A 22052-nucleotide genomic window follows, 5' to 3' on the forward strand; every position below is an offset into this window, starting at 1 on the left:
AGTTGTCAGTGGCCCTCGGGATACTGACGGTATGACCACGGCAGACCATCTCGACACGATCGACCGGCTCCGGGCGAAGGAGTTCCCGACCGAGCTGGTCTGGGCCGGAGGGAACAGCAGCGGTCCGGGATTCCACCTGGTCCAGCTCGCCCTGACGCGGGAGTTCTGGGACGACGACGGTTCGGGGCGGATCGAGGCAGCCGACCAGATCGGTGCCGAGTACGGGGCGCTCGCCCAGGCCGCGACCGACCGGTGGGGGGAGCCGCAGGTCTTCAGCCTGGGAACGCTGAGGGACCGCGGATTCGCCGGGGAGGAGATACCGCAGCCGTGGGACGAGCTGGGTAGCAGCACCGACCACGTGCACCTGTGGCGGGTCGGCGCCCACTGGCTGGTGGTCTACGTGGCGCAGTGGGACGGTGAGGACCCCTACCGGTTGATGGCAGCGGTCACCGTCACCGACCCGCCGTAGGGGGTCTTCTCGGTTGGCCCGTGGCGCGACCTCAGCGACCGCCACCAGGGAAGGCGCGGGACGTTCCGTCAGCTGCGGAGGTCGCCCGGCCCGGCGGAGGGGCGGTCATCGGACGCGTCCGGTTGGTCCTCGCCCGCTTCGGCGGCCGCGCGGAGGCGGGCGTACTCCTGGGCCATGGACTTGGCGGTCCAGTGGGCGTTGAGACCGCTCGGGTTCGGGAGGGCCCAGATGCGGGTGGAGCCGATGGTCAGTTCCTGGGGGCCGATCTGTGCCTTCCGGTCGCCGAAGGCGGTGCGGTAGGCCGTGACGCCGACCACCGCCAGCCACTGGGGGCGCAGCAGTTCCACCTTGGCCGTCAGGATGCGGCCCCCCTCGCGGAACTCCTCGGCGCTCAGCTCGTCGGCGCGGGCCGTGGCCCGGGCCACGACGTTGGTGATGCCGAGACGGTAGGCCAGCAGTTCTTCCTGCTCCGCAGGGGCGAAGAGGCGCGGGGTGAAGCCCGAGAGGTGTAGGACGGGCCAGAACCGGTTGCCGGGGCGGGCGAAGTGGTGGCCCGTCGCGGCGGAGAGGAGTCCGGGGTTGATTCCGCAGAAGAGCACACGCAGACCGCCCGCGACCACGTCCGGGAGGACGCGGTCGCGGGCGGCGTTCAGCTCGTCGGGGGTCAGAGGATCGACCCCGGCGCGTACCCGGCGGCCTCCGGGTGCTGCTTGGCGATCGCCTCGATGCGGGAGACCACCACCGCGACCTGGTCGCCCGCGGCACCCGTGAAGGACAGCTTGTCGGCCATCAGGGCGTCGAGCTGGGCCCGGTCGAGCGGCATCCGCTCGTCGGCGGCCAGCTTGTCCAGCAGCTCGTTGCGCTCGGCGCCCTGCTCGCGCATCGCGAGCGCGGAGGCCACTGCGTGCTCCTTGATGACCTCGTGGGCGGCCTCGCGGCCCACCCCGGCCCGTACCGCGCCCATCAGGACCTTGGTGGTCGCGAGGAAGGGCAGGTAGCGGTCCAGCTCGCGGGCGACGACCGCCGGGAAGGCGCCGAACTCGTCGAGGACCGTCAGGAAGGTTTCCAGCAGGCCGTCGAAGGCGAAGAAGGCGTCCGGCAGGGCCACGCGGCGGACCACGGAGCAGGAGACGTCGCCCTCGTTCCACTGGTCGCCGGCCAGCTCGCCGGTCATCGAGGCGTAGCCGCGCAGGATGACCATCAGGCCGTTCACGCGCTCGCAGGAGCGGGTGTTCATCTTGTGCGGCATCGCGGAGGAACCGACCTGGCCGGGCTTGAAGCCCTCGGTCACCAGCTCGTGGCCGGCCATCAGGCGGATGGTCTTGGCGATCGACGACGGGGCGGCGGCCAGCTGCACCAGTGCGGTGACCACGTCGTAGTCGAGCGAGCGCGGGTAGACCTGGCCGACCGAGGTGAAGGCCTGGGCGAAGCCGAGGTGGGCGGCGATCCGCTGCTCCAGGTCGGCCAGCTTGGCGGCGTCGCCGCCCAGCAGGTCGAGCATGTCCTGGGCGGTGCCGACGGGGCCCTTGATGCCGCGCAGCGGGTAGCGGCCCAGCAGGTCCTCGAGGCGGTCGTAGGCCACCAGCAGCTCGTCGGCCGCGGTCGCGAAGCGCTTGCCCAAGGTGGTGGCCTGCGCGGCCACGTTGTGGGAGCGACCGGCCATGACCAGCTCGGCGTGCTCGCCGGCCAGCTTGCCGAGGCGGGCGAGGACGGCGACCGTGCGGTCCCGGGCGAGCTCCAGCGAGAGCCGGATCTGCAGCTGCTCGACGTTCTCGGTCAGGTCGCGGGAGGTCATGCCCTTGTGGACGTGCTCGTGACCGGCGAGGGCGTTGAACTCCTCGATGCGGGCCTTCACGTCGTGCCGGGTGACCTTCTCGCGCTCGGCGATGGAGGCGAGGTCGACGGTCTCGAGGACGCGCTCGTAGTCGGCGAGGGCCTCGTCCGGGACCTCGATACCGAGGTCCTTCTGGGCGCGCAGCACGGCGAGCCACAGCCGCCGCTCCAGCGTCACCTTGTACTCGGGGGACCACAGGACGGCGAGCTCCGCGGAGGCGTAGCGGCCGGCCAGGACATTGGGGATGCGGGGCTTGGCAGTCACGTGGAGGGAGTTTACATTCCTTCCGTGGAGGACCGCACAATTCCGTGGTGACCATGAAATCGCAGGTCACGGGCCACTCGCGCTCCGCTGAGTGCGTGGGTCTGTGAGACGTGTGTGAGACGTCCGTCGTAGCAAAAGACGAAGGCCCCGCCGGGTTTCCGGCGGGGCCTTCTTTGCGTTGGGGTGGTGCTGCGCTGCGCTCATCCCCACCTCATCGTCAGTCGAGGTCGTACTCAGACATGAGCTCGCGGCCAGGCGCGTGATAGTCGACGGCGTACTCGGTGGGTTCACCGTGCTGGTCCCAGTACCGGTTGGTGACCACGAGGACGTCACGGCCGGCCTGTACGCCGAGGAGCGAGGCGACCTCGTCGGGTACTGCGCGGACGGACACGGCGTCGCGCCGTCGGGTGGCCCGGCGTCCGGTCCGCTCCTCGATGAGCCCGAAGGTCATCGAGGGGAGGGGCTCGGCTCGCGTGAACTCGGGCAGCTCGCGTGCCAAGGTGCCCGCGATCCAGGTGGAGGACACCGCAGAGACTCCCGCGGTGTCGACGTAGCGTCGGCGGCGCACGGCAACCAGGTCGCCCACGTTCAAGCCGAGGGCATCGGCGACCTCCTGTTCGGCCGGCGCAGTGATGCCGAGCAGGATTTCGACCCGCTCGCCATCGGCCAGGCCGGTTCCACCACCGCGGAGCATGGACAGCCGGTCCGCTCCCCGTGTCAGCGGGGCGGGCGTCCTCACGAAGCTTCCTCGCCCGGGAACGGTGTCGATCCATCCCTCGTCGCGCAGCACGCCGAGTACTCGAGCCGCTGTCGCGCTGCTCATGCCAGTGCTCTCCACGAGCTGGCGTGCCGAGGGCGCGGCCCCTCCGGGCTGCAGCTCTCCGCTCTTGATGCGCTCGATGATCTCGTTGGCCGCCTCCCGGTAGACCGGTAGCCGCTTGCCTTCCCCAGCCATCCAAACTCTCCCTTCTTAAGACACCTTACGAAGCCTCTTGACATGACAGAGCCTCTTAAGACACCTTAGTGCCATGCCCGGCGGAACGACAGGCCGGGACAAGTCAGGCATGCAAAAGGCCCCGACGGGGGTGTCTCGGTGCTACCAACACCGAGCCCGTCAGGGCCGCGCATCGAGCCTTGGAGAAAGCAGATGCAGGAGAACTCTACCCCCGTGCGCCCTGGCGCCGGGGCTCTCAAGGTCAAGGACGTCGCTGAGTTCCTGGACGTCGACAAGTCCACCGTGTACGTCGCCGTCCGGACGGGCCTCATCGGCTCATACCGCGTCGGCGTCGGCCGCGGCACCATCCGCATCCCCCGCTCCGCCCTCAAGGCCTACGCCGACGAGCGCGGCATCCCGACGGCAGAGCTGGGGGTGGCGCTGTGAACGCGATCCCCGCTGACCTGCCCCGCATGTTCCGTCCGGAGCCGAAGCTGTCCGCGGTCCCCACGCAGCCGACGGCCAGTGAGCGTGAGGCCATCGAGCTGGAGGCCGCGCAGCGGTCCGTCGATGCGCAGTTCCCCCTGGCCGCCGAGTTCGTCGCCGAGCCGCCGGCCCGCACGTGGACGTTCATCGACAGCTCCACCAGCGAGCTGCAGGAGGTCACCTGCCTGGCCGGTTGCGTCGTCAACCACAGGATCGACCGCGAGACGCCGACCCACGCCGAAGACATCTGGTGCCGCACCAAGAGCGAGGAAGTCTCCCTGCCGATTGTCAGCGGCGGCCGTGACGTCGAGCAGCTGCGTGTCCTGTCCGCGTTCATCCGCCAGGAACCGTTCTCCCGCAACATGCACGAGCGGGTCCCGCACGCCCAGGTCGAGATCGTCGACGACCACTTCATGGAGGGCCTCGACCCGGACGGCCTGGCCTCGGTCATCCTCACCCTCGAGGCCCAGCTGGCGAAGTTCCGGGACGTCCACGCCCAGCTGACCGCGCTGCGCGAGCAGGGCCGGGTACAGCTGTGAGCGCCCCGCACACCGTGACCGTGCAGACCCTCGACCACGGTCCGGTCCTCCTCGTCGAGCCGTCGTGGTGCGTCGTCGAGCATGCGGACGGCAATCACCGCTCGGGCATCCGCCACGACGGCGTCGAGCACGCCGCCTCGGTGAACGTCCCCGGCTACGGCCGGATCGAGTTCCTGAAGGCGAACCTGCAGCAGTTCCCGTTCGCCGAGCACAGCAGCCGCGACGTGACGGTCGTAGTCGAGATCGACGGCGAGCACCACGAGTTCGACTCGGACGGCCTTGGCGATCTGGCTTCCGTCATCGCCACGCACGTGCTGTGCGGACTCCTCCCGCTGCAGGCCCGCCTGCAGTCGCTGGAGGGGATGTCGTGATGGTCACCGCTTGCGACTGGTGCGGGCAGGGCGACCGCGACCCGATCGACCCGCAGGACGGCGAGTGAGCTCGCACTGGCCGATCCGCCGGCCGACGGAGAACGCCGCGCTGCGTTCCCTCGGCCGGTCGACCCGGCCTCTCCCCAGCGTTCCGGCCCTGATGGCCGCCCTGATCCTCGCGAACCGTGCCTCCGACCGGCACGGCGCCAACCTGGCCGCCCACCGTGTGGTGCGCGTAGCCGAAGGAGTCACCGAATGACCACCGTTCTCGACGTCATCGCGTTACTCGTCCTCGTCGTCGCCCTGTGTCGGATCGTTCCCGAGCTCCTGGGCCGGCGCCTCGAGCGGATCGTCTGCCCGTCCTGCCCGTGGTCGATCCAGTACCGCGACGTAAGCCCCCAGTCCGCCACGTTCTTCCGCACGCTCGCCGAACAGCACGAGGCCACCCACACCGACGAGCAGGAGAACCGGTCGTGAAGTTCCTGACTGAGACCCGGTCCCGTCTGGTCGACCGGACCATCGACGGCACCACGAACCAGGTGCCCGAGCCGTACACCGTCCGCATCCCGAAGGTCCCCGTCGACAAGGACCGCCTGGCCCTCGTTGGCGTCAGCAGCCTGGTCCTGGTCCTCACGCTCGTCGCGATCGTGTGGTCGACGTACAGCATCGGGCAGCTCCTCGGCGGCGGGCCCGGCTACGCGGCCGGCATGGTCTTCGACGTCGCCTGGCTGTCCGTCCTGCTGCTGGAGTGGCTGGCCCGATTCGACCCCGCCAAGCGGGACTTCCCCCGCAAGGTCGGCTGGGCACTCGCCCTCGTCGCTGCGGGCGCCATCTACCTCGAGGGCCAGCTGGCCGGCGGCTGGGAGATGGCCCTCGTCGGCGCCGCCGTGTCCATCGTGGCCAAGGTTCTGTGGTGGGCGGTGTTCAGGCACATCGACAAGGACCTGGCTCCGGCCGATGCGGCGTGGGTGGCGGCGGAGATGTCGAAGGCGAACGCGAAGCTCGCGATCGCTGGTGTCCGCCGCCAGGCCGCGAAAGCGGAAGTCGCCGCACGGCTGGAGCTCCTGGCCGCCGAGCATGACCTGAACGAACTCGCAGGGCTCGATCACTCCATGGGCATCCATGACGTGATCACGGCCGAACAGGCCCGCGAACACGAGGACGGTTCGGGGCGCCCCGAACCGCAGTTGAACAGGGCGAACACGGTTCGCGAACAGGTCGAGCAGGGCCCGAACATCTCGCACCTGGCCCGCGTCGAACTGAAGGCTGGAGCGTCCCGCGAGGAGGCCATCGAGGCGATCCTCGCCAAGGTTCCGGACGCCAAGCAGACGTCCGTCGAGGCGACCGTGCGGCGGGAGCGGAACAAACTCGACCGCGCCGCCTACCGGTAGCCCGCCACCCCCGCCTGACCAACGAGGAGCCATCCATGGCCAAGAAGATCGCGGTCACTGAAGCGGACGGGACCGTCATCGAGACCACCGTCAGCAGTGACTCCGTCGCCCGCGAGTACGAGGACCTGCCGTTCCAGGTCGGCCACATCGTCAACGTCACCGTCACCGACGACAGCAAGTAGCCCCGACCCCTTCCGCCCTCGGCAACTGTTCAGATCTGAACGGTTGCGGGGGGTGGTGGGGGCCGGGATCCACCTGGACCGAGCTGGAGGAGATCGGATGCCGATCAACGGGCAGCGCACGAGCAGCAACCCGCAGACCAAGGGCGGCAGCAACAAGACCAAGCACGGGCCGTCGTTCAACCTCGGACCGAACATCAACATCAACTCGACCAAGACCACCACCACCGGCAGCGTCCAGAGTGCCGGAGCTGGCGGTGGCCGTGCCCAGTTCATGCTTCCCGACCCGTCGTTCGCGTCGGCGGCCGAGCTGCGCGACTACTGCGACACCCTCCGCGCGTTCGGTGTCCACGCCTCCATCGAGGTGATGGTCGCCGCCGAGATCCTGCAGGCCGCCCTGTCCCAGGCCAGCGGCCTGAAGGACGACAACTTCATCCAGCACAAGCTGAGGGCCCGCAAGGTCGCCCGGAAGCTGAAGAAGTCCGGCGAAGCTCTCGCCGACGCAGCGTCTCTGGCCGCCGCGACCTACGCCGCGTTCCAGCGGGAGTACGCCGACATCATGTCCGCCCGCACTCCGAACCGGCCGGCGCAGGCCCGCCCGTTCCAGTACTGAGAGGAGGCACCCCCATGACCGGCAAGGACATTGAGCAGCGTCACGAGGACCAGCTGAAAGGCAGCTCCGACGGGGGCGGCATCAAGGCCTACCTGCTGCACCGTGCGAAGCCGTACCTGCCGCCGTGGCTCGGCGCCGGCGCGGTCGGCGTGGCGGGTGGCGCCGCCAACCTGGTGTGGGAGGGCGACACCGGCATGGGGGTGCTCCTCACCCTCGGCTCCGTCGCCCTGACCGGCTCCACCTGGTGGGCGGCCAGGTCGACGGGCAAGGAACGGCGCCTGCACTCGGCCATCACCGTCGCGGCCGGCTCGTCCTGGTTCACGTCGGCCGCCCTTTTCGGGCCCAGCTGGGACATGTGGTTCGTCGGCGGGATCGTCGGCGCCCTGTCATGGAACATCCGCCAGGTGATGCGCCGCGACCCCGACGGCGCCAAGGCGGCATCCTCCGACGGTGGCCTCCTGGAGAAGGTCGGCCTGGCCAAGGCCAAGTTCGGAGTGGCCAAGGTCGAGCCGAACCGGGTGACCGTACCGCTGGCCCTCGAAGGTGGCGAGCAGACCAACGACGACGCCGCCCGCGCCCTGGCCCGCATCGCGTCCGCGCTGGATCTGCCGACCACCGCCATCCGCTACAGCCCCGACCCCGACTCCGCGCGCCGCGGCGACCTCGTCATCGTCCCCATGGACATGCTCTCCGAGATCGTCCTGTGGGAAGGCCCGGCCCTGCCAGGCGGCTCAATCGCCGACCCGCTCGTCATCGGCCGCTACGACAACGGCGACCCGCTGATGATGTGGCTGCCCGCGGACGTTCCCGCGGGCCGCAACGGAACCCACCTGCTCATCGCAGGTGGCACCGGATCCGGCAAGGGCGACGGGGCCCTGAACGTTCTGACGGAAATCCTGTCGAGGAAGGACGTCATTGTCTGGCTGTCCGACCCGAAGGCCTTCCAGGACTTCCGGCCCCTGCTGCCCGGCATCGACTGGGCGGTCGAGGCGGGCGCCGGCACCGAGGCGATGGTCGAAGCCGTCCAAGCCGTCATCCCCGCCCGGACGCGGTGGCTCGGCCTCCACAAGTACCGGGCCTGGGAGCCCGTGTGCGCCGGCACTCAGGACGACCCCCAACACTCCTGCAAGTCGGACGGACCGTGCGGCTGCGAGGGCATGCCCTACCTGGTCACCTGGTTCGAAGAGGCCGCGAACACGCTGCGCGCACTCGGCGACGACGCGTTCACCGGCATCGCCCAGGAAGCGCGTTCCGCTGGCGTCTCCCTCGTTGTCTCGCTCCAGCGACCCAGCCACGACCAGATGTCGACCAGCACCCGGGCATCACTGCCCTCGGTCCTGTGCTTCGGCGTCGACAAGCGGGACGAAGGCTTCGCCCTGCCCGACGAAGTCCTCGACGCAGGCGCCCACCCTGGCGTCTGGGGCAACCGACGCCCCGGCTACTGCTACCTCGTCACGCCCGGCGTGGACGAGGCCCTGTACGCGTCGCCCGCCCGGACCCGCCGCTTCACCTGGGACTCCGTGTCCCTGATGGAGACGCTGGCCGCGTGGGCCGGCCGCAACGGCGCCAAGCCCGACCCGATCACCGCGGGCGCCGCCGCATCCATTGTGGGGAAGGCGTACACGGAACGGGCACAGCACAAGGAGGAGAACCCCGACGACGAGGAGCAGACCGTGAGCCGCCTGGACGACGAGGACCTCGACATCGACCCGAACGAGGAGCTGCCTCAGCCGCAGCCGGGCGAGGAGAACGTCGTCTTCGACCAGGGTGACGGGGCCGAGCTCAGCCGCGGGGAAGCCCGCGCAGCCCTGCAGGAGATCGTTGCCGAGTTCGAGGACGCTGGAACGATGGTGATCGGCGTCAAGGAGGTCATGGACCACGCCGAACGGTTCGGCCGGAAGCGCGGATGGGTCTCCGGAGAGCTTCAGCAGATGCTCGTCGAAGGCCGCCTGGACACCACGTCGAAGCCCGGCCGGTACCGGATCGTGCCCGCCATGGCCGACGCCTGACAGCTCTGACACCTTCTGACGCGTCAGACCGGCCTGACACCCAAACCCTTAGGCAGGAGCGGGTGTCAGGCGGCTCTGACACCCGGCCTGACACCCATCTGACAGCACATCGAGGCGGCCCAGACAGCCCCGGCCGCAACGTGCGTTCGATCATCGACTCTTTACGTAGCCGATCACCCGTAGTACGCTGCCCGGCAATCGACAGAGAATGTCGAGCTGCTAGCCCCAGGCGGCAGGCGAGTTCACCCCGGTGGAGAACCCCTGTCGAGTAAGGCCAGCGGTGCCACCCAGGAGGTTCCCAAGGCGCCGGGCAGTGCGTGACTCAAGACGAGTCGCCCACATGCTCGGCGTTCGTGTTTTCCAGGGACCTTCCATGGCTCGGTACTTCTCCGGCCGCCGCCTCCGCGAAGCACGCAGGCTGGCAGGCATCTCCCCAGAACAACTCGCCATCAGCGTGGGCCGATCGGCATACAGCATCCACGAGTACGAGCTCGGGCGCGTCACCCCACCCATCACCGTCCTGGCCTCGATCGCCGACACCCTCGGCCGGCCGGTTGACGACCTCCTCACCGAAGAGGAAGCCCATGCCGCCTAAGCGCCCCACCCTCGCCGACGTCCGCAGCTGGCCCGCCACGATCAGCGTGGTGGAGGCCGCCGACGCCCTCGGCTGTAGCAAGACCTTCCTGTACGAGCGCATCAAGCGAGGCGACTCGCCCGTCAAGACCCTTGCGGTCGGAGAGCGCCGCTACGTCGTCATCACCGCGGACCTCATTCGTCTGCTGTCCGGGGAGGAGCGAGCGATCGCATGACCCATGACGCAAAGAAGGGCCTGCGGGTAACAGGCCCTTCCCTGGAAGTCTCCGCGGCTGGCGGGTCGACTGCCGCCACGGTATCGCAGGACGGGCCGCACATCACCCCCGACGAGTTCGTCGCCCTCTGGGCCGAAGCCCGCACCGCTTACTACGCCGACGAATTCCCGCCCTACGCCTCGCGCGCATGGCGGGCCCTCCGGCCGGACGACCCGCGGCGCCTGGCCGCCGCCCTCGACGCCGCCGAGAAGTGGCGGAAGTACGGCGACGAGGAGGCCCTGCTCCAGTGGTTCCGCGACGCGAGCAGCCGCGGATACGTCTCGGGGGGCCGCACAGCCGTCGAACTCGCCGAGCTCCGCAGGCCGAAGCCGCCGCACCAGCTAAAGGCCACCCCCGGATGGCCGCCCATCCAGGTACCCGGCGCCCCCGGCACCTACCTGACCTACATCGACGAGAGGAGGGAGGCCGCGTGACCGAGGCAGCACTGCGGCCGGCGCCGGTCGACGAATACGCCCCCGAAGAAGAGCCCCTGGAGGATCCCGCCGACGAGTCTTTCGTGGTCCTGGCGCGAGACCTTCGGTTCCCGCGTCGCACCTACGACGACATCGGCAACGCCGAACGGCTCGTCGACCACTACGGCGCTGAGGTCCGTTTCACCGTCGACGCTGAACAGTGGGTCACCTACGAAGACGGCCGCTGGAGCTTCAAGGGCGGCGCCACGCGGGTCTGGCAGCGCGTCATCCGCACCATCGACGCACTGCCGACCACCGAGGCCACGACATACAGCAACCTCGCCGGGGTCGGACCCAAAGGTGAGGCGCTGCCGTCACCTCGCGAGAAGTTCCTGCAGTGGGCCAGCTCGCAGCGCATGCGGGCCAAGCTCGCCGCCATGCGCGAGATCGCCCAAGGGCACCCAGCGCTGCACTGCTCCATGAACGACTTCGACCGGCACGAGATGCTCCTCAACGTCGGCAACGGTGTGGTCGACCTGCGCACGGGGAAGCTGCTGGACCACGAGCCCGGCCTGTTTCTCATGCAGCAGTCACCCATCCGGTTTGACCCGGACGCTAAGGCCCCCATGTGGGACGAGTTCTTGGCCTCGGTCATGCCCGACGAGGAACGGCGCGCCTACCTGGCCCGCGTCGTCGGCTACACCCTCACAGGCTCCACCGAAGAGCAGGTGATGTTCATCCACCACGGAGACGGCCAGAACGGCAAGGGCGTCTTCATGCGGGTCATCACCGAGATCTTTGGCGACTACGCCCAGTCCGTCCCGCGTTCCACGCTCATGGCCAAGCAGAACGAAGGGATCCCCAATGACGTCGCTCGGATGATGGGCAAGCGCCTGCTGTCGACGACCGAAACTTCGGCCGGCAAGAGGCTCGACGACGAGTTGGTGAAGCAGCTGACCGGCGAGGACACCGTCAGCGCCCGCTTCCTGAACAAGGAGTTCTTCGACTTTCGGCCCGTCGGAAAGATCCACCTGGTCACCAACTATCTGCCCACCGTCGGCGGCGGCCACGGCATCGCGCGTCGACTCCAAGACATCGGCTGGGACGTCATCGTCCCGCCCGAAAAGCGCATCAAGAAGTACGACGAGAAGATCCTGGCCGCCGAATCTTCAGGCGTTCTCAACTGGGCCATCCAGGGCTGTCTCGACTGGCAGAAGTCAGGCTTGGCCGTACCGACCGCCGTCCAGGAGAAGACCAAGGAGCACCTGGCCAAGTCCGATCCGCTTCTGATGTGGCGCGATGACTGGACCAAACCGGCCGACCCGACCGCATACACCGAGACCGGTGTTCTCTTCGCCAGCTACAAGCGCTGGTGCCAGGACGGCTCCATCCGCGAGATGAGCATCCGAGCCTTCGGCGACGCCCTGCAAGAGAAGGGCTACGCCCGAGGTAACCACCCGGTCAACCGAAGGTCGGTGATCTTTGGCCTCCAACTCGCCTCGTCGTTCTAGCCCGCCCCGAAGGGATCCGAAGGCTTCTCCGAAGGGAAACCGAAGGAATCCACGAAGGGTCTGACCTGCACTTCGAAGGGATCGAAGGGAAGTACATGAGGCTCCGCGCATATGAGGAAAGCGGCCTCTCTCGTATGGCCTATAGGGGCCCGACCCCACTCGAATCCCTTCGATCCCTTCGAAGCCTTCGAAACCCCAGGTCAGACACCCGAAGGGATAGCCGAACCATCCCTTCGAAGCCTTCGAGAAGCCTTCGAACCGACCCAGACACCCACTCACCCCGTTGGAAGCCCTCATGAACGTGAACGATCTAGTGCAGGAGCGTATAGACGCAGCCCGGCGAAAGACGGCAGCAAAGAAGCGCGCACGCCAGGAACTCGCCGAAGCCCGGCTCAGCGGCCTGGAGGCCCGGCACACCGCCAAGCTGCGCCGATGGAACAAGGACCAGCGGTGACCCGGCCGCGCAGGCGAGTGCCGCTCCTGTGCGAGGCCTGCGGTACAGCGGTCCGACGCGGCCGATACCGGCTCTGCATGCTCGGCTGCGGCGCCCGCCTCCACACCGACAAGCGCAGCCCCTGCGTCGACGCACACATCCCCGTCTGCGACGCCTACCAGCCCCACCCCCAAGCCACCGAAGGGACCCTCTCATGAACCGCGACCAGCTCCTCGACAACTACCACCGCAAGCTCGAGCGCATCGAGAACAGCCGGACGTACAGCACCAACGCCAAGCGGGTCATGGCCGCCAAGGCCTACAAGGAGACCCAGGGCGCCCTCGAGCAGATCCGGCTGAGCGAGATCAAGGCGATCGAGGACCGCCGCGAGCAGCTCCACCGGAAGATGTTCGGACGCGAGAACGCAGCCGACGCGCAGACCGTCATCGCCCGCCGCGACGCCAACGACCGCGCCGGCCAGATCGACAACCCGCGCATCGCCGCCGAGCAGATGCAGACCGCCCTCCGACAGGGCGACCGCACCATGGCCCAGGCCATCGCCGAGCGGGCCGCCGACTGGGGATGGTCCGACGTCCTCGACAGCTACGCCCAGGCGAACCCCTCGTTCCGTAGCCACGTCCAGGAGTACAACGAGCTGCCCGACACCGACGCTGTCAGCAACTGGGGCATCCAGCACTCGTTCCTGCATGTGGTGTCCGCCCCAGGCATCCTGCATGACGCGAACTCCGGCACGATCGAGGCGCTCGCCAGCCAGGACCTGGAGGCGGCGTGATGGCCAGAGCAACCGTCAGCGAAGCCGAGCGGGCCGTCCTCGCCGCCGAACGCCGCAAGCTGTCTGTCCCCGAGGACGTGTACGAAGCCCGCCGCCTGCGGACCGCCGTGTTCGACACCGCCCGAACCCCCGATCCTGAGCGGCCGGCCCTGCCCGAAACCGCGGCCGAGGCGGCAGCTGTCATCCAGCAGCACGCCGAAGCGCTCCGGCTCGCCGACGTCACCCGCCGTGCGGCCGACCTGTTCGCCGAGGAAGCCGACCAGCGGTTCGTCGACGAGGCCATGGCCGCCGTGCCGAAATGGGTGGCAGGTCTCGACAAGGAGTTCGGCACCCTCGTGGCAGTCGTGGCCAAGGCCGCGGCCAAGCTGCCCCAGGACATCAGCATGCTCGACCCCGGGCGCATCGACTGGAACAACCCAGTCCACTCGGCCGCGTACACCAAGGCCGAGGGAGCAGCTGTCCAGCTGGAGCAGCTGGTGAGCGACAGGTCCGACATCGCTGCTGTGGCAGGCGGTGACGGAGGCCGGGACAACGCCCTGTTCGCGGTGGCCCACTTCCCTCAGCCCACCGTGCAGGCCGTCATGAACGGTGACTGGCAGGACATGGCTCCAGTCCTGTACGCCTGGCGGGACCTGCGTGCCCAGCCCGTCGCACGCTGGGTGTACCTCGTGCGCCAGGACCAGCTCACGCTCAGCCTCGCAACGCCCGGTGAAGTGAGGGAACGCAGCGTCCAGGTGGAGCTGTGGCGGGACGCAGGCCACGCCCGCCGGTCGGCCCTCTCCCCTCGGACCGCCGAGGCCTACGTCACGCAGGTGCTCAGCGCGTGACCCACGAACTCGGCGTCAACGGCATCGACATCGTGATCTCTCGACGAGCGTCGAACCGATGGTGCGGAGCCGGCTACCTCTCAGAGCCGCACCAGCGCCGACGCCCCGGCCGGAGCCTCACCGCTCCGGCCGGGGCAACCAAGGCCACCTGGGAGGGACACCCCCGGGCGGCCTGCCCCCATCGGAGCCGTGTTCATGCTGTCCCGCTGCCCAGGTCTGGGGCTTTCGACATGGCCTTGACCTGCGGCTTTGTCGAGAGGCCTAGACCACTCATCCGGGGCCCGCGCCGGTCGTCTACATCACCGCAGGTCAGAGAGCTGTAGCCGTGACACCGAGGCGCCGGGGGGCGCCTCGACACCCGAGCTAGGAGGAACGCCATGGCTGGTCGTGGACCCGCCCCGAAGGACCCCCGGCGCCGCGCCGGCCACCGCAAGGACGGTCACCAGCAGACGGTGCTCCGCTTCGAGCAGGCCGAGCCGCCCGAACTGCCGCCGCTGCGCGCCCGCCAGGGCGACGAGATGGTCGAGGTGCCGTGGCCCACGGCCACGTTGGAGTGGTGGGAGATGTGGAAGGCCAGCCCGCAGGCCGAGCACTTCACCTCGACCGACTGGTCGTTCCTGCGGGACACGGCCCTGGTGCACGCCCGGCACTGGAACGGTGAGTCGACCGCCGGTGCCGAGCTCCGCCTGAGGGTCGCCAAGTTCGGCGCCACCCCCGAGGACCGCGCCCGACTGCGGATGCAGTTCGCCCAGGCGGACGAGGCCGACTTGAAGCGTCCGGCCGGCGCCTCGGCCGAGGACCAATTCGGCGACCTGAAGGTGCTGCCAGGGGGTGGGGCGGATGCCGTGGCGGGGGCCTAGATACGAGGGCGAACTGCCCACCCTGGGATACCAGGTCATCAACTGGATGCACACCTACCTGGCCGCGCCGGACCGTTCCGAGTATGTGCCGTTCCGGCTAACGCGGGAGCAGGCGCAGTTCGTGCTGAACCTGTACGCCATCGACCCGAGGACGGGGGAGCGCCGCTACCGCAGGGCGGTCCTGTCGCGGCCGAAGGGCTGGGGCAAGTCGCCGCTGCTGGCCGCCCTCACGTGCGCCGAGGCCCTGGCGGACGTCGTCCCGGATGGCTGGGACGCCCACGGGGAGCCGGTGGGCCGCCCGTGGGCCACGCTGCGTACACCGTGGCTGCAGCTAGCCGCTGTGTCCGAGGATCAGACGAAGAATGCTTGGGCGCCGCTGCTGGAGATGCTGCGGGAGGGCCCGGCGCTGGACGCCTACCCGGGTATCGAGCCGCTGGACACGTTCGTGAACCTGCCGCAGGGCCGGATCGAGTTCGTGACGAGCGCGGCCACGTCCCGGGAGGGCAACCGGCCCGTGTGGTGCGTCCTGGACCAGACGGAGGAGTGGCGCCAGTCAAACGGCGGCGTGAAGCTGGCCGCCACGTTGCGCCGCAACCTGGGCAAGACGGCCGGCACGTCGGTGGAGTCTCCGAACGCCTACATTCCGGGTGGTGGGAGCGTCGCGGAGTCCTCGGCCGAGTACTTCAAGCGGATCCGTGAGGGCCGCGCCCGCGACGAGGGCCTGCTGTACGACCACCGTGAGGCGCCCGCGGAAACCGACATGGCCGATCGGGACTCGCTGATGGCTGGTCTGCGGCACGCCTACGGTGATTCGGCGGCGCAGGCCGGCGGCTGGGTGAACCTGGACCGGATCGCGGCCGAGGTGTGGGACCCGGACACAGACCCGCAGGACGCCCGCCGCTTCTACCTCGGCCAGATCACGCACGCTTCCGACTCCTGGATCACGCAGCCCGAATGGGCCGCGGTCGCGGACGTCGAGAAGACCGTCGGCGAGCGGGAGGCGGTGGTCCTCGGCTTCGACGGGTCTCGTCGCCGCTCCCGGGGCGTCACCGACGCTACGGCTCTCGTCGGCTGCCGCGTCTCGGACGGACACCTGTTTCTGCTGGGCTGCTGGGAGCAGCCTGACGGGCCCGAGGGCGAGGGATGGCAGGTGCCTGTCGTCGAGGTCCTGGCGACCATCGAGGACGCGTTCAAGCGGTACCGGGTGGTGGGCATGTACGCCGACCCGGCCAAGTGGGAGTCCCACGTGGCGACCTGGGAGGCGAAGCATGGTCGCCGGCTGAAGGTGAAGGCCACTGCGCAGCACCCGATCGAATGGTGGATGACGGGCGGCCGGGCGCATCTCATCGTCCGCGCACTGGAGAAGTTCCGCTCGTCGGTCGTCGAGAACGAGCTGACGCACGACGGGTCCAGCGTGCTCACCCGGCATGTGCTGAATTCGAGGCGCCGCCAGTCCCGCGTCGGCGCGCAGATAGCCAAGGAACACCCCGACTCACCCCGGAAGATCGACGCGGCCGTGGCTGCGGTGCTCGCCTGGCAGTGCCGGGTCGACGCGCTGGCCAAGGGCCTCGGCAAGGAGAAGGCCGGAGTCGGCGCCCCCGGCAAGGGCCGCGTCATCGTGCTGCGCTGACTACCCGATGGAAGGAGGGCCGTTATGGCCCACAACTGGGGTTCGTCCTCGCGGGCGAGCCGTCTGCCATCGAACTGGCGGAAGATACGGGCGCAGGTTCTCGCCCGGGATCCGGAGTGCCGGATCTGTCGGGTACGCCCGAGCGTGATCGCCGACCATATTGAAGCGATGACCGACGACCATCGGCTCGAGGCCCTGCAGGGTGTGTGTGCGCCGTGTCACCGGGTGAAGACATCCGCCGAGGCCAACGCCGCTCGAGCTGCCACCCCGAAGCCCGGCCGCCGCCGGCCGCAGGAACCCCACCCCGGACTGCTGTAGCGCAACCCGAGCCACCCCCCCCATATGCACGTCCAACCCACCACCCGCACAGGACCGACGGCGCCCGCCCCGCGTGGCGGCCACGAGCAAGGAGCACGGCTATGCCGGATCCCATCAAGAAGATCACGCTGCGGAACGGCAAGGTCCGATGGCGGGCCGTGGTCGACGCCGGCCACGACGAGAACGGCAAGCGGATCCAGCTCACCATCACCAAGGACACCCAGACGGAGGTGAAGAACGAGCGGGCCCGGATCCAGGCTGGCCGTGCAGCAGGCACGCTCATCGTCCCCAACAAGATCACGCTGGCCGAATGGCTCGACCAGTGGCTGGAGTACAAGCGGCGCGACGTCGAGGAGACGACGATCCGCACGTACCGGCTCGCCCTGGTCCACGTCTACGACCAGCTCGGGCACATCCGCCTTCAGGAGCTGACCGAGGACCACGTGCGGGAGTTCGTCGACGGCCTGGTCGCCGCCGGCCGCCGCAAGGGCGGAGAGAAGGGCACGCGCCTGATGGTGTCCACGGTCGAGGGGGTCCTGACTCGGCTACGGGGGGCCTTGTCCCGGGCTGTCGTGCGCAAGCTGGTCGCGGTCAATGTGGCAGCGGAGGTACGCCCTTCGCTCGCGGACAAGAAGACCGACAAGCGAGAGCGCGACAGGGCCAAGCCGTGGACGGTGGCGGAGGTCCAGACGTTCATCCGCGGTGTTCACCAGGACCGTCTCTTCGCGCCGCTACTGCTGTCGCTGATGGGGCTTCGGCCCGCTGAAGTGTGCGGCGTGCGCTGGGTTGATGTCGATCTCGAGGGTGGCCTGCTCTCCATCAAGCAGACGCGAACGATGATCGGCAATCACCGCGTGCTCGAGAAGGACACCAAGACGGCCTCGGGGGAGAGGATGCTCCCGCTGCCGCGCGGTCCCTGGGAGGCGCTGAGGGCCCTGCAGGCGCGACAGGTACAGGAAAAGGCGGCCGCGGGGGAGGCGTACACCGAGTCCGGCTTCGTCACCGCGAACGAGATGGGCGTCCCGCTGAACACGCGGCAGCTGCGGGAGTACGCCTATCACCTGATGGCGGGCCTGGCCCTCCGCAAGGTCCGCCTGTACGACGCCCGGCACTCGGTGTTGAAGGCTCTGGCCCTGAGTGGGGTTGCTGACGTCATCCTCGCCGCGTGGGCCGGCCACACGAACGCCGCCTTCACCAAGCGCAAGTACGTGTCCATCGAAGCCGAGGACATGAGGGGTGCAGCAGCCGCTCTGGACATCTTCCACGGGGAAGATCAAAAAGCCCTCATGTGAGAGATTGTGAGATTCGATCTTGAAATGACGCAGCGACTTGTGCTTTGACCTGCGGTGATCTCATTCTGAGTAGAACAGTGGAGGGATTCTACTTGGGCCACCGCTGTGTGTTTACGCAGGTAGGGCCACCACTCGGGATTGTGCCTTGCTACGAGAGCGGAGAGTCCCCGTACGGCAGCAGCTCGGGGCGCTTGGCCGGGCGGCCGTCCCCGGAGGAGCGGCCCGTCAGGCGGCGGCCGATCCAGGGGAGCAGGTGCTGCCGGGCGAAGCTCAGGTCCTGGGCCCGGCGTACGGTCCAGCCCGGGGGAGCGGCGGCGGGCAGTTCGGTGCGCCAGTCCTGTTCGGCGGGCAGGCCCAGTGCCTGCCAGACGGCCTCCGCCACCCGGCGGTGGCCCTCGGCGGTCAGGTGCAGCCGGTCGACGTCCCACATCCGGGGGTCCGCGAGCACGGAGGCCCCGTACAGGTCGACCACCACGGCGCCGTGCCGGGCGGCGAGCTCCTCGATGGTGGCGAAGAGCTCCTCCATGCGCGGCCGGAAGCGTTCCATCACCGGCCCGTTGCGCCCCGGGGAGCGCATCAGGACGAGGCGCTTGCAGGAGGGGGCGAGGAGTTCCACCGCCGACTCCAGGTGATCGCGGACCCGGCCCATGTCCACCTTGGGGCGCAGGGCGTCGTTGAGTCCGCCCACCAGGGTCACCACGTCGGCCCCCATTGCGGCGGCGGCCGGGACCTGGTCCTCGGCGATCTGGCCGATCAGCTTGCCGCGGACCGCGAGGTTCGCGTACCGGAAGCCCGGTTCCCGGGCGGCGAGGCGGGCGGCCAGCAGATCGGCCCAGCCGCGGTAGGAGCCGTCCGGAAGCAGGTCGGACATGCCCTCGGTGAAGGAGTCACCGATCGCGACGAAACTGGTGTACGAGGCATTCATCTCCATGGCGGAGTGATGTTACCGCGCGGTACCCCGGCCTTGCAGGGCCGGGGACCGCGCACCTCGAACGATCACATGGGCGCGGGCCTGCCGAAGAGCTCCCGCAGCACGTCCTCCATCGTCACCAGGCCCGTCATGGCTCCGTCCGCCCCGAGGACCGCCGCCAGGTGCGTACGGCTGCGCCGCATGGCCGTCAGCACGTCGTCCAGCGGGGTCTCCGCCCGCACCTGGGCGATCGGCCGCAGCGCCGTCACCGGGAAGGGCTCGTCCCGCTCCTCGTCGTCCACGTCCAGGACGTCCTTCACGTGCAGGTAGCCCAGGATCTTGTGCTGGGCGTCGACCACCGGGAACCGGGAGTACCCGGACTCGGCCGACAGCAGCTCCAGCCCGGCCGGAGTGATCCCCTCCCGGGCCGGGACCACCTGGTCCTCGGGCAGCACCACATCGGTCACGGGCCGCCGGCCCAGTTCCAGCGCGTCGTGCAGGCGCTCGCTCGCCCGGTCGTCGAGGAGCCCCGCATCACTGGAGTCCTTGACCATCCGCGCCAGCTCGTCGTCGGAGAAGGTCGCCGCGACCTCGTCCTTGACCTCCACCCGCAGCAGCCGCAGCAGGGTGTTGGCGAAGGCGTTGATCGTGAAGATCACCGGTCGCAGTACCTGCGTGAGGGTCACCAGCGGCGGCCCCAGCAGCAGGGCGGTGCGTACGGGCTCGGACAGCGCCACGTTCTTCGGCAGCATCTCGCCGAAGAGCATGTGCAGGTACGTCGCCAGGGCCAGCGCCACCACGAAGGAGATCGCGTGGGTCAGGCCCGCCGGTACCCCGACGAGGTCGAACAACGGGGTCAGCAGATGGGCGATGGCCGGCTCGGCCACCACGCCCAGCACCAGGGTGCACAGCGTGATGCCCAGCTGGGCCGCCGCCATCAGCGCCGACACGTGCTCCAGCCCCCACAGGACGGCGCGGGCCCGCCGGTCGCCCTGCTCGGCGTACGGTTCGATCTGGCTGCGCCGGACCGAGATCAGCGCGAACTCCGCGCCGACGAAGAAGGCGTTGACGACCAGGGTCGCCAGGCCGATCAGCAGCTGGATGACGGTCATCGGGCCTCCTCCGTTCCTGTGGCGGGCTCGATCGGGGCGTGTAGCAGCACCCGCGCGGCTCGGCGCCCGCCGGCGTCCACCACGTCGAGCTGCCAGCCGTTCAGTTCCATGCGGTCGCCGACCGCCGGAATCCGGCCGAGCACGGTCGCTATCAGGCCGGCCAGGGTCTCGTAGGGACCGTCCGGCACGTGCAGGCCGATCCGCCGGAGCTGGTCGGTGCGCGCCGCGCCGTCAGCGGAGTAGAGCAGGCGCCCGGAGTCGTCCGTACCGGCCGGGGCCAGGTCCGGGGTTTCGTGCGGGTCGTGCTCGTCACGGACCTCGCCGACGACCTCCTCGACGATGTCCTCCAGCGTGGCCACCCCGGCCGTGCCGCCGTACTCGTCGATGACCACGGCCATCGTCTGCTTGCCGGACAGCCGGTCCAGCAGCCGGTCCACGGTCAGCGACTCCGGTACGAGGAGGGGCTCGCGCAGCAGCTGCGACACGGGACGGCGGCGGCGCTCGGCGGCCGGCAGGGCCAGTACGTCCTTGATGTGGACGATGCCGACGACCGTGTCGAGGCTGCCCCGGTAGACCGGGAAGCGGGACAGGCCGGTGGCCAGCGTCGCGTTGGCCACGTCCTCCGCGGTGGTCTGCACGTCGAGGGCGGTCACCTGCACGCGCGGGGTCATCACGTTCTCCGCGGTCAGGTCGGCGAGGTTCAGGGTCCGGACGAACAGCTCGGCCGTGTCCTTCTCCAGGGCGCCCGCCTTCGCGGAGTGACGCGCGAGCGCGACCAGTTCCTGCGGGGTGCGCGCGGAGGCCAGCTCCTCGGCCGGTTCCATCCCGAAACGGCGCACCAGATGGTTCGCAGTGGTGTTGAGGTGGCCGATCAGGGGCCTGAAGGCCCGGCTGAAGACCCGCTGCGTGGTCGCCACCCGTTTGGCGATCGCCAGCGGGGAGGAGATCGCCCAGTTCTTGGGCACCAGCTCGCCGACGACCATCAGGAAGACGGTCGAGATCGCGGTGCCGAGGATCAGGGCGGTGGAGGATGCGGCGCCGGCCGACAGGCCCATGGCCTCGAAGGGGCCCTGGAGCAGGGCGGAGATCGACGGCTTGGAGATCATGCCGATGACCAGGCCGGTGACGGTGATGCCGAGCTGGGCACCGGAGAGCTGGAACGTCAGGGTGCGGACGGCGGCCAGGGCGCTGTCGGCCCCGCGCTCGCCGCGCTCGACGGCCCGTTCGAGCTCGCTGCGCTCGACGGTGGTGAGCGAGAACTCGGCCGCGACGAAGACTCCGCAGGCAAGGCAGAGCAGCAGTGCCACGATGAGCAGGAGCACCTCGGTCATCGGTCGATCACCTCCGTCCCATGATCGGCCAGGAGGAGGGGTACCGCGCGATGTCGCGAACGCGTATGTCGGGGACTGGGAGGCTCGCCCATGGGCGGACGCTCACACCTTTCACTCAAGAGGGACCTTTCACCACATGGTAAAGGAAGAGCAAAGGGAACGGATCATTCTTTTGGCGGAGCGCGGCCGGATGGTGGGATTCGGCCATGACTGATCTTCATATCGGCTCCGCGTCGGCCGCCGACCTGGGTGCGGTCCTGGCCTTCTGGAAGACCGCCGCAGAGGGAACGAGTATCAGCGACGATCTCGCCGGGGTCGAGCGACTGCACGACCGCGACCCCGAGGCGTTGCTGCTCGCGCACCGTGAGGGCGAACTCGTCGGCACGGTGATCGCCGGTTTCGACGGGTGGCGCTGTCACCTCTACCGGCTCGCCGTGCACCCCGGGTACCGGAGGCAGGGCATCGGGGCCGCCCTGCTGGCCGCCGCCGAGGAGCGGTTCGTGGCGCTCGGCGGGCGGCGCGGGGACGCGATGGTGCTCGATCGCAACGAGCGGGCGCACCGGATGTGGGCCGCGGTGGGCTATGGGCCCCAGGAGCAGTGGACGCGCTGGGCCAAGCCGCTCGGCTAGCCGCCGCTCGGCTCGCCGCCGTTGCCGGTGCCCGTGGCTCCACCGGTGGGCGCGGC

The 22052-nt window shown here is 69.4% G+C and carries 27 protein-coding genes; 21 read left to right on the plus strand and 6 right to left on the minus strand.

Features of this window, described 5'->3' with window-relative positions:
• The first annotated feature begins 31 nt into the window (after window positions 1-31).
• Entirely contained in the window at window positions 32-469 is a 438-nt protein-coding gene (locus OG207_RS35795) for a hypothetical protein (RefSeq protein ID WP_329104537.1), read from the plus strand.
• A 68-nt stretch (window positions 470-537) separates the two neighbouring features.
• Here OG207_RS35795 and mug read toward each other — a convergent pair whose 3' ends face one another.
• From mug to OG207_RS35810, 3 genes are all read right to left on the minus strand, one after another.
• Window positions 538-1137 (minus strand): G/U mismatch-specific DNA glycosylase, encoded by a 600-nt coding sequence (mug, locus tag OG207_RS35800; RefSeq protein ID WP_329108129.1) that lies wholly within the window; start codon window positions 1135-1137, stop codon window positions 538-540.
• A complete protein-coding gene (gene purB, locus OG207_RS35805) occupies window positions 1134-2567 on the minus strand; it encodes an adenylosuccinate lyase (RefSeq protein WP_030008636.1) in 1434 nt (477 codons plus the stop codon). The genes mug and purB overlap by 4 nt, the downstream gene beginning before the upstream one ends.
• 217 nt (window positions 2568-2784) lie before the next feature.
• The gene (locus OG207_RS35810; protein WP_329104539.1) at window positions 2785-3522 is read right to left on the minus strand and encodes a GntR family transcriptional regulator; all 738 of its coding nucleotides are present in this window, start codon (window positions 3520-3522) and stop codon (window positions 2785-2787) included.
• A 192-nt stretch (window positions 3523-3714) separates the two neighbouring features.
• Here OG207_RS35810 and OG207_RS35815 point away from each other — a divergent pair, with 192 nt between their 5' ends.
• The 19 genes from OG207_RS35815 to OG207_RS35905 all read left to right on the plus strand — a co-directional run bounded on the left by OG207_RS35815 (window position 3715) and on the right by OG207_RS35905 (window position 18014).
• Complete coding sequence (locus OG207_RS35815) at window positions 3715-3948, plus strand: helix-turn-helix domain-containing protein (protein WP_329104542.1); 234 nt, start codon at window positions 3715-3717, stop codon at window positions 3946-3948.
• The gene (locus OG207_RS35820; RefSeq protein ID WP_329104544.1) at window positions 3945-4526 is read left to right on the plus strand and encodes a DUF6907 domain-containing protein; all 582 of its coding nucleotides are present in this window, start codon (window positions 3945-3947) and stop codon (window positions 4524-4526) included. Before OG207_RS35815 ends, OG207_RS35820 begins: the two co-directional genes overlap by 4 nt.
• Window positions 4523-4897, plus strand: coding sequence for a DUF6907 domain-containing protein (locus OG207_RS35825; protein ID WP_329104546.1), 375 nt, complete (start codon window positions 4523-4525; stop codon window positions 4895-4897). Before OG207_RS35820 ends, OG207_RS35825 begins: the two co-directional genes overlap by 4 nt.
• 64 nt (window positions 4898-4961) lie before the next feature.
• On the plus strand, window positions 4962-5156 hold the full coding sequence (locus OG207_RS35830) for a hypothetical protein (protein ID WP_329104548.1): 195 nt from the start codon (window positions 4962-4964) through the stop codon (window positions 5154-5156).
• Window positions 5153-5374, plus strand: a complete 222-nt coding sequence (locus tag OG207_RS35835) for a hypothetical protein (RefSeq protein ID WP_329104550.1) — start codon at window positions 5153-5155, stop codon at window positions 5372-5374. Before OG207_RS35830 ends, OG207_RS35835 begins: the two co-directional genes overlap by 4 nt.
• Window positions 5371-6288 carry a hypothetical protein gene (locus tag OG207_RS35840; RefSeq protein ID WP_329104552.1) on the plus strand — a complete coding sequence of 306 codons (918 nt, stop codon included), beginning with the start codon at window positions 5371-5373 and terminating at the stop codon, window positions 6286-6288. Before OG207_RS35835 ends, OG207_RS35840 begins: the two co-directional genes overlap by 4 nt.
• Before the next feature lie 35 nt (window positions 6289-6323).
• Window positions 6324-6470: a hypothetical protein gene (locus tag OG207_RS35845; RefSeq protein WP_329104554.1), complete on the plus strand. Its 147-nt coding sequence runs from the start codon at window positions 6324-6326 to the stop codon at window positions 6468-6470.
• Window positions 6471-6567: 97 nt separating this feature from the next.
• Window positions 6568-7080 (plus strand): plasmid transfer protein TraA, encoded by a 513-nt coding sequence (gene traA, locus OG207_RS35850; protein WP_329104556.1) that lies wholly within the window; start codon window positions 6568-6570, stop codon window positions 7078-7080.
• Between the two features lie 14 nt (window positions 7081-7094).
• Window positions 7095-9089: a plasmid transfer protein TraB gene (traB, locus tag OG207_RS35855; protein ID WP_329104558.1), complete on the plus strand. Its 1995-nt coding sequence runs from the start codon at window positions 7095-7097 to the stop codon at window positions 9087-9089.
• 373 nt (window positions 9090-9462) lie between these two features.
• Window positions 9463-9684, plus strand: coding sequence for a helix-turn-helix domain-containing protein (locus tag OG207_RS35860; protein WP_266784819.1), 222 nt, complete (start codon window positions 9463-9465; stop codon window positions 9682-9684).
• Window positions 9674-9898 carry a DNA-binding protein gene (locus OG207_RS35865; RefSeq protein WP_329104561.1) on the plus strand — a complete coding sequence of 75 codons (225 nt, stop codon included), beginning with the start codon at window positions 9674-9676 and terminating at the stop codon, window positions 9896-9898. Before OG207_RS35860 ends, OG207_RS35865 begins: the two co-directional genes overlap by 11 nt.
• Window positions 9895-10371: a hypothetical protein gene (locus OG207_RS35870; protein ID WP_329104563.1), complete on the plus strand. Its 477-nt coding sequence runs from the start codon at window positions 9895-9897 to the stop codon at window positions 10369-10371. Before OG207_RS35865 ends, OG207_RS35870 begins: the two co-directional genes overlap by 4 nt.
• Window positions 10368-11861, plus strand: a complete 1494-nt coding sequence (locus tag OG207_RS35875) for a DNA primase family protein (RefSeq protein ID WP_329104565.1) — start codon at window positions 10368-10370, stop codon at window positions 11859-11861. Before OG207_RS35870 ends, OG207_RS35875 begins: the two co-directional genes overlap by 4 nt.
• A 295-nt stretch (window positions 11862-12156) precedes the next feature.
• Window positions 12157-12315 carry a hypothetical protein gene (locus tag OG207_RS35880; RefSeq protein WP_329104567.1) on the plus strand — a complete coding sequence of 53 codons (159 nt, stop codon included), beginning with the start codon at window positions 12157-12159 and terminating at the stop codon, window positions 12313-12315.
• A gap of 193 nt (window positions 12316-12508) precedes the next feature.
• Window positions 12509-13087: a hypothetical protein gene (locus OG207_RS35885; RefSeq protein WP_329104569.1), complete on the plus strand. Its 579-nt coding sequence runs from the start codon at window positions 12509-12511 to the stop codon at window positions 13085-13087.
• A complete protein-coding gene (locus OG207_RS35890) occupies window positions 13087-13914 on the plus strand; it encodes a hypothetical protein (RefSeq protein WP_329104571.1) in 828 nt (275 codons plus the stop codon). Before OG207_RS35885 ends, OG207_RS35890 begins: the two co-directional genes overlap by 1 nt.
• A 377-nt stretch (window positions 13915-14291) precedes the next feature.
• Window positions 14292-14774 (plus strand): phage terminase small subunit, encoded by a 483-nt coding sequence (locus OG207_RS35895; RefSeq protein WP_329104573.1) that lies wholly within the window; start codon window positions 14292-14294, stop codon window positions 14772-14774.
• On the plus strand, window positions 14755-16404 hold the full coding sequence (locus OG207_RS35900; RefSeq protein ID WP_329104575.1) for a terminase: 1650 nt from the start codon (window positions 14755-14757) through the stop codon (window positions 16402-16404). Before OG207_RS35895 ends, OG207_RS35900 begins: the two co-directional genes overlap by 20 nt.
• A 419-nt stretch (window positions 16405-16823) precedes the next feature.
• Window positions 16824-18014 carry a site-specific integrase gene (locus tag OG207_RS35905; RefSeq protein ID WP_329104577.1) on the plus strand — a complete coding sequence of 397 codons (1191 nt, stop codon included), beginning with the start codon at window positions 16824-16826 and terminating at the stop codon, window positions 18012-18014.
• 148 nt (window positions 18015-18162) lie between these two features.
• Here OG207_RS35905 and OG207_RS35910 read toward each other — a convergent pair whose 3' ends face one another.
• The 3 genes from OG207_RS35910 to OG207_RS35920 all read right to left on the minus strand — a co-directional run bounded on the left by OG207_RS35910 (window position 18163) and on the right by OG207_RS35920 (window position 21367).
• Complete coding sequence (locus OG207_RS35910; protein ID WP_329104579.1) at window positions 18163-18945, minus strand: SGNH/GDSL hydrolase family protein; 783 nt, start codon at window positions 18943-18945, stop codon at window positions 18163-18165.
• 65 nt (window positions 18946-19010) lie between these two features.
• Window positions 19011-20036 (minus strand): hemolysin family protein, encoded by a 1026-nt coding sequence (locus OG207_RS35915; protein WP_329104582.1) that lies wholly within the window; start codon window positions 20034-20036, stop codon window positions 19011-19013.
• Window positions 20033-21367 (minus strand): hemolysin family protein, encoded by a 1335-nt coding sequence (locus tag OG207_RS35920; RefSeq protein ID WP_329104585.1) that lies wholly within the window; start codon window positions 21365-21367, stop codon window positions 20033-20035. Before OG207_RS35920 ends, OG207_RS35915 begins: the two co-directional genes overlap by 4 nt.
• Window positions 21368-21573: 206 nt before the next feature.
• Here OG207_RS35920 and OG207_RS35925 point away from each other — a divergent pair, with 206 nt between their 5' ends.
• Window positions 21574-21996: a GNAT family N-acetyltransferase gene (locus tag OG207_RS35925; RefSeq protein WP_329104586.1), complete on the plus strand. Its 423-nt coding sequence runs from the start codon at window positions 21574-21576 to the stop codon at window positions 21994-21996.
• Window positions 21997-22052 lie beyond the last annotated feature (56 nt).

This window comes from Streptomyces sp. NBC_01439, from assembly GCF_036227605.1.
Lineage (GTDB): Bacteria > Actinomycetota > Actinomycetes > Streptomycetales > Streptomycetaceae > Streptomyces.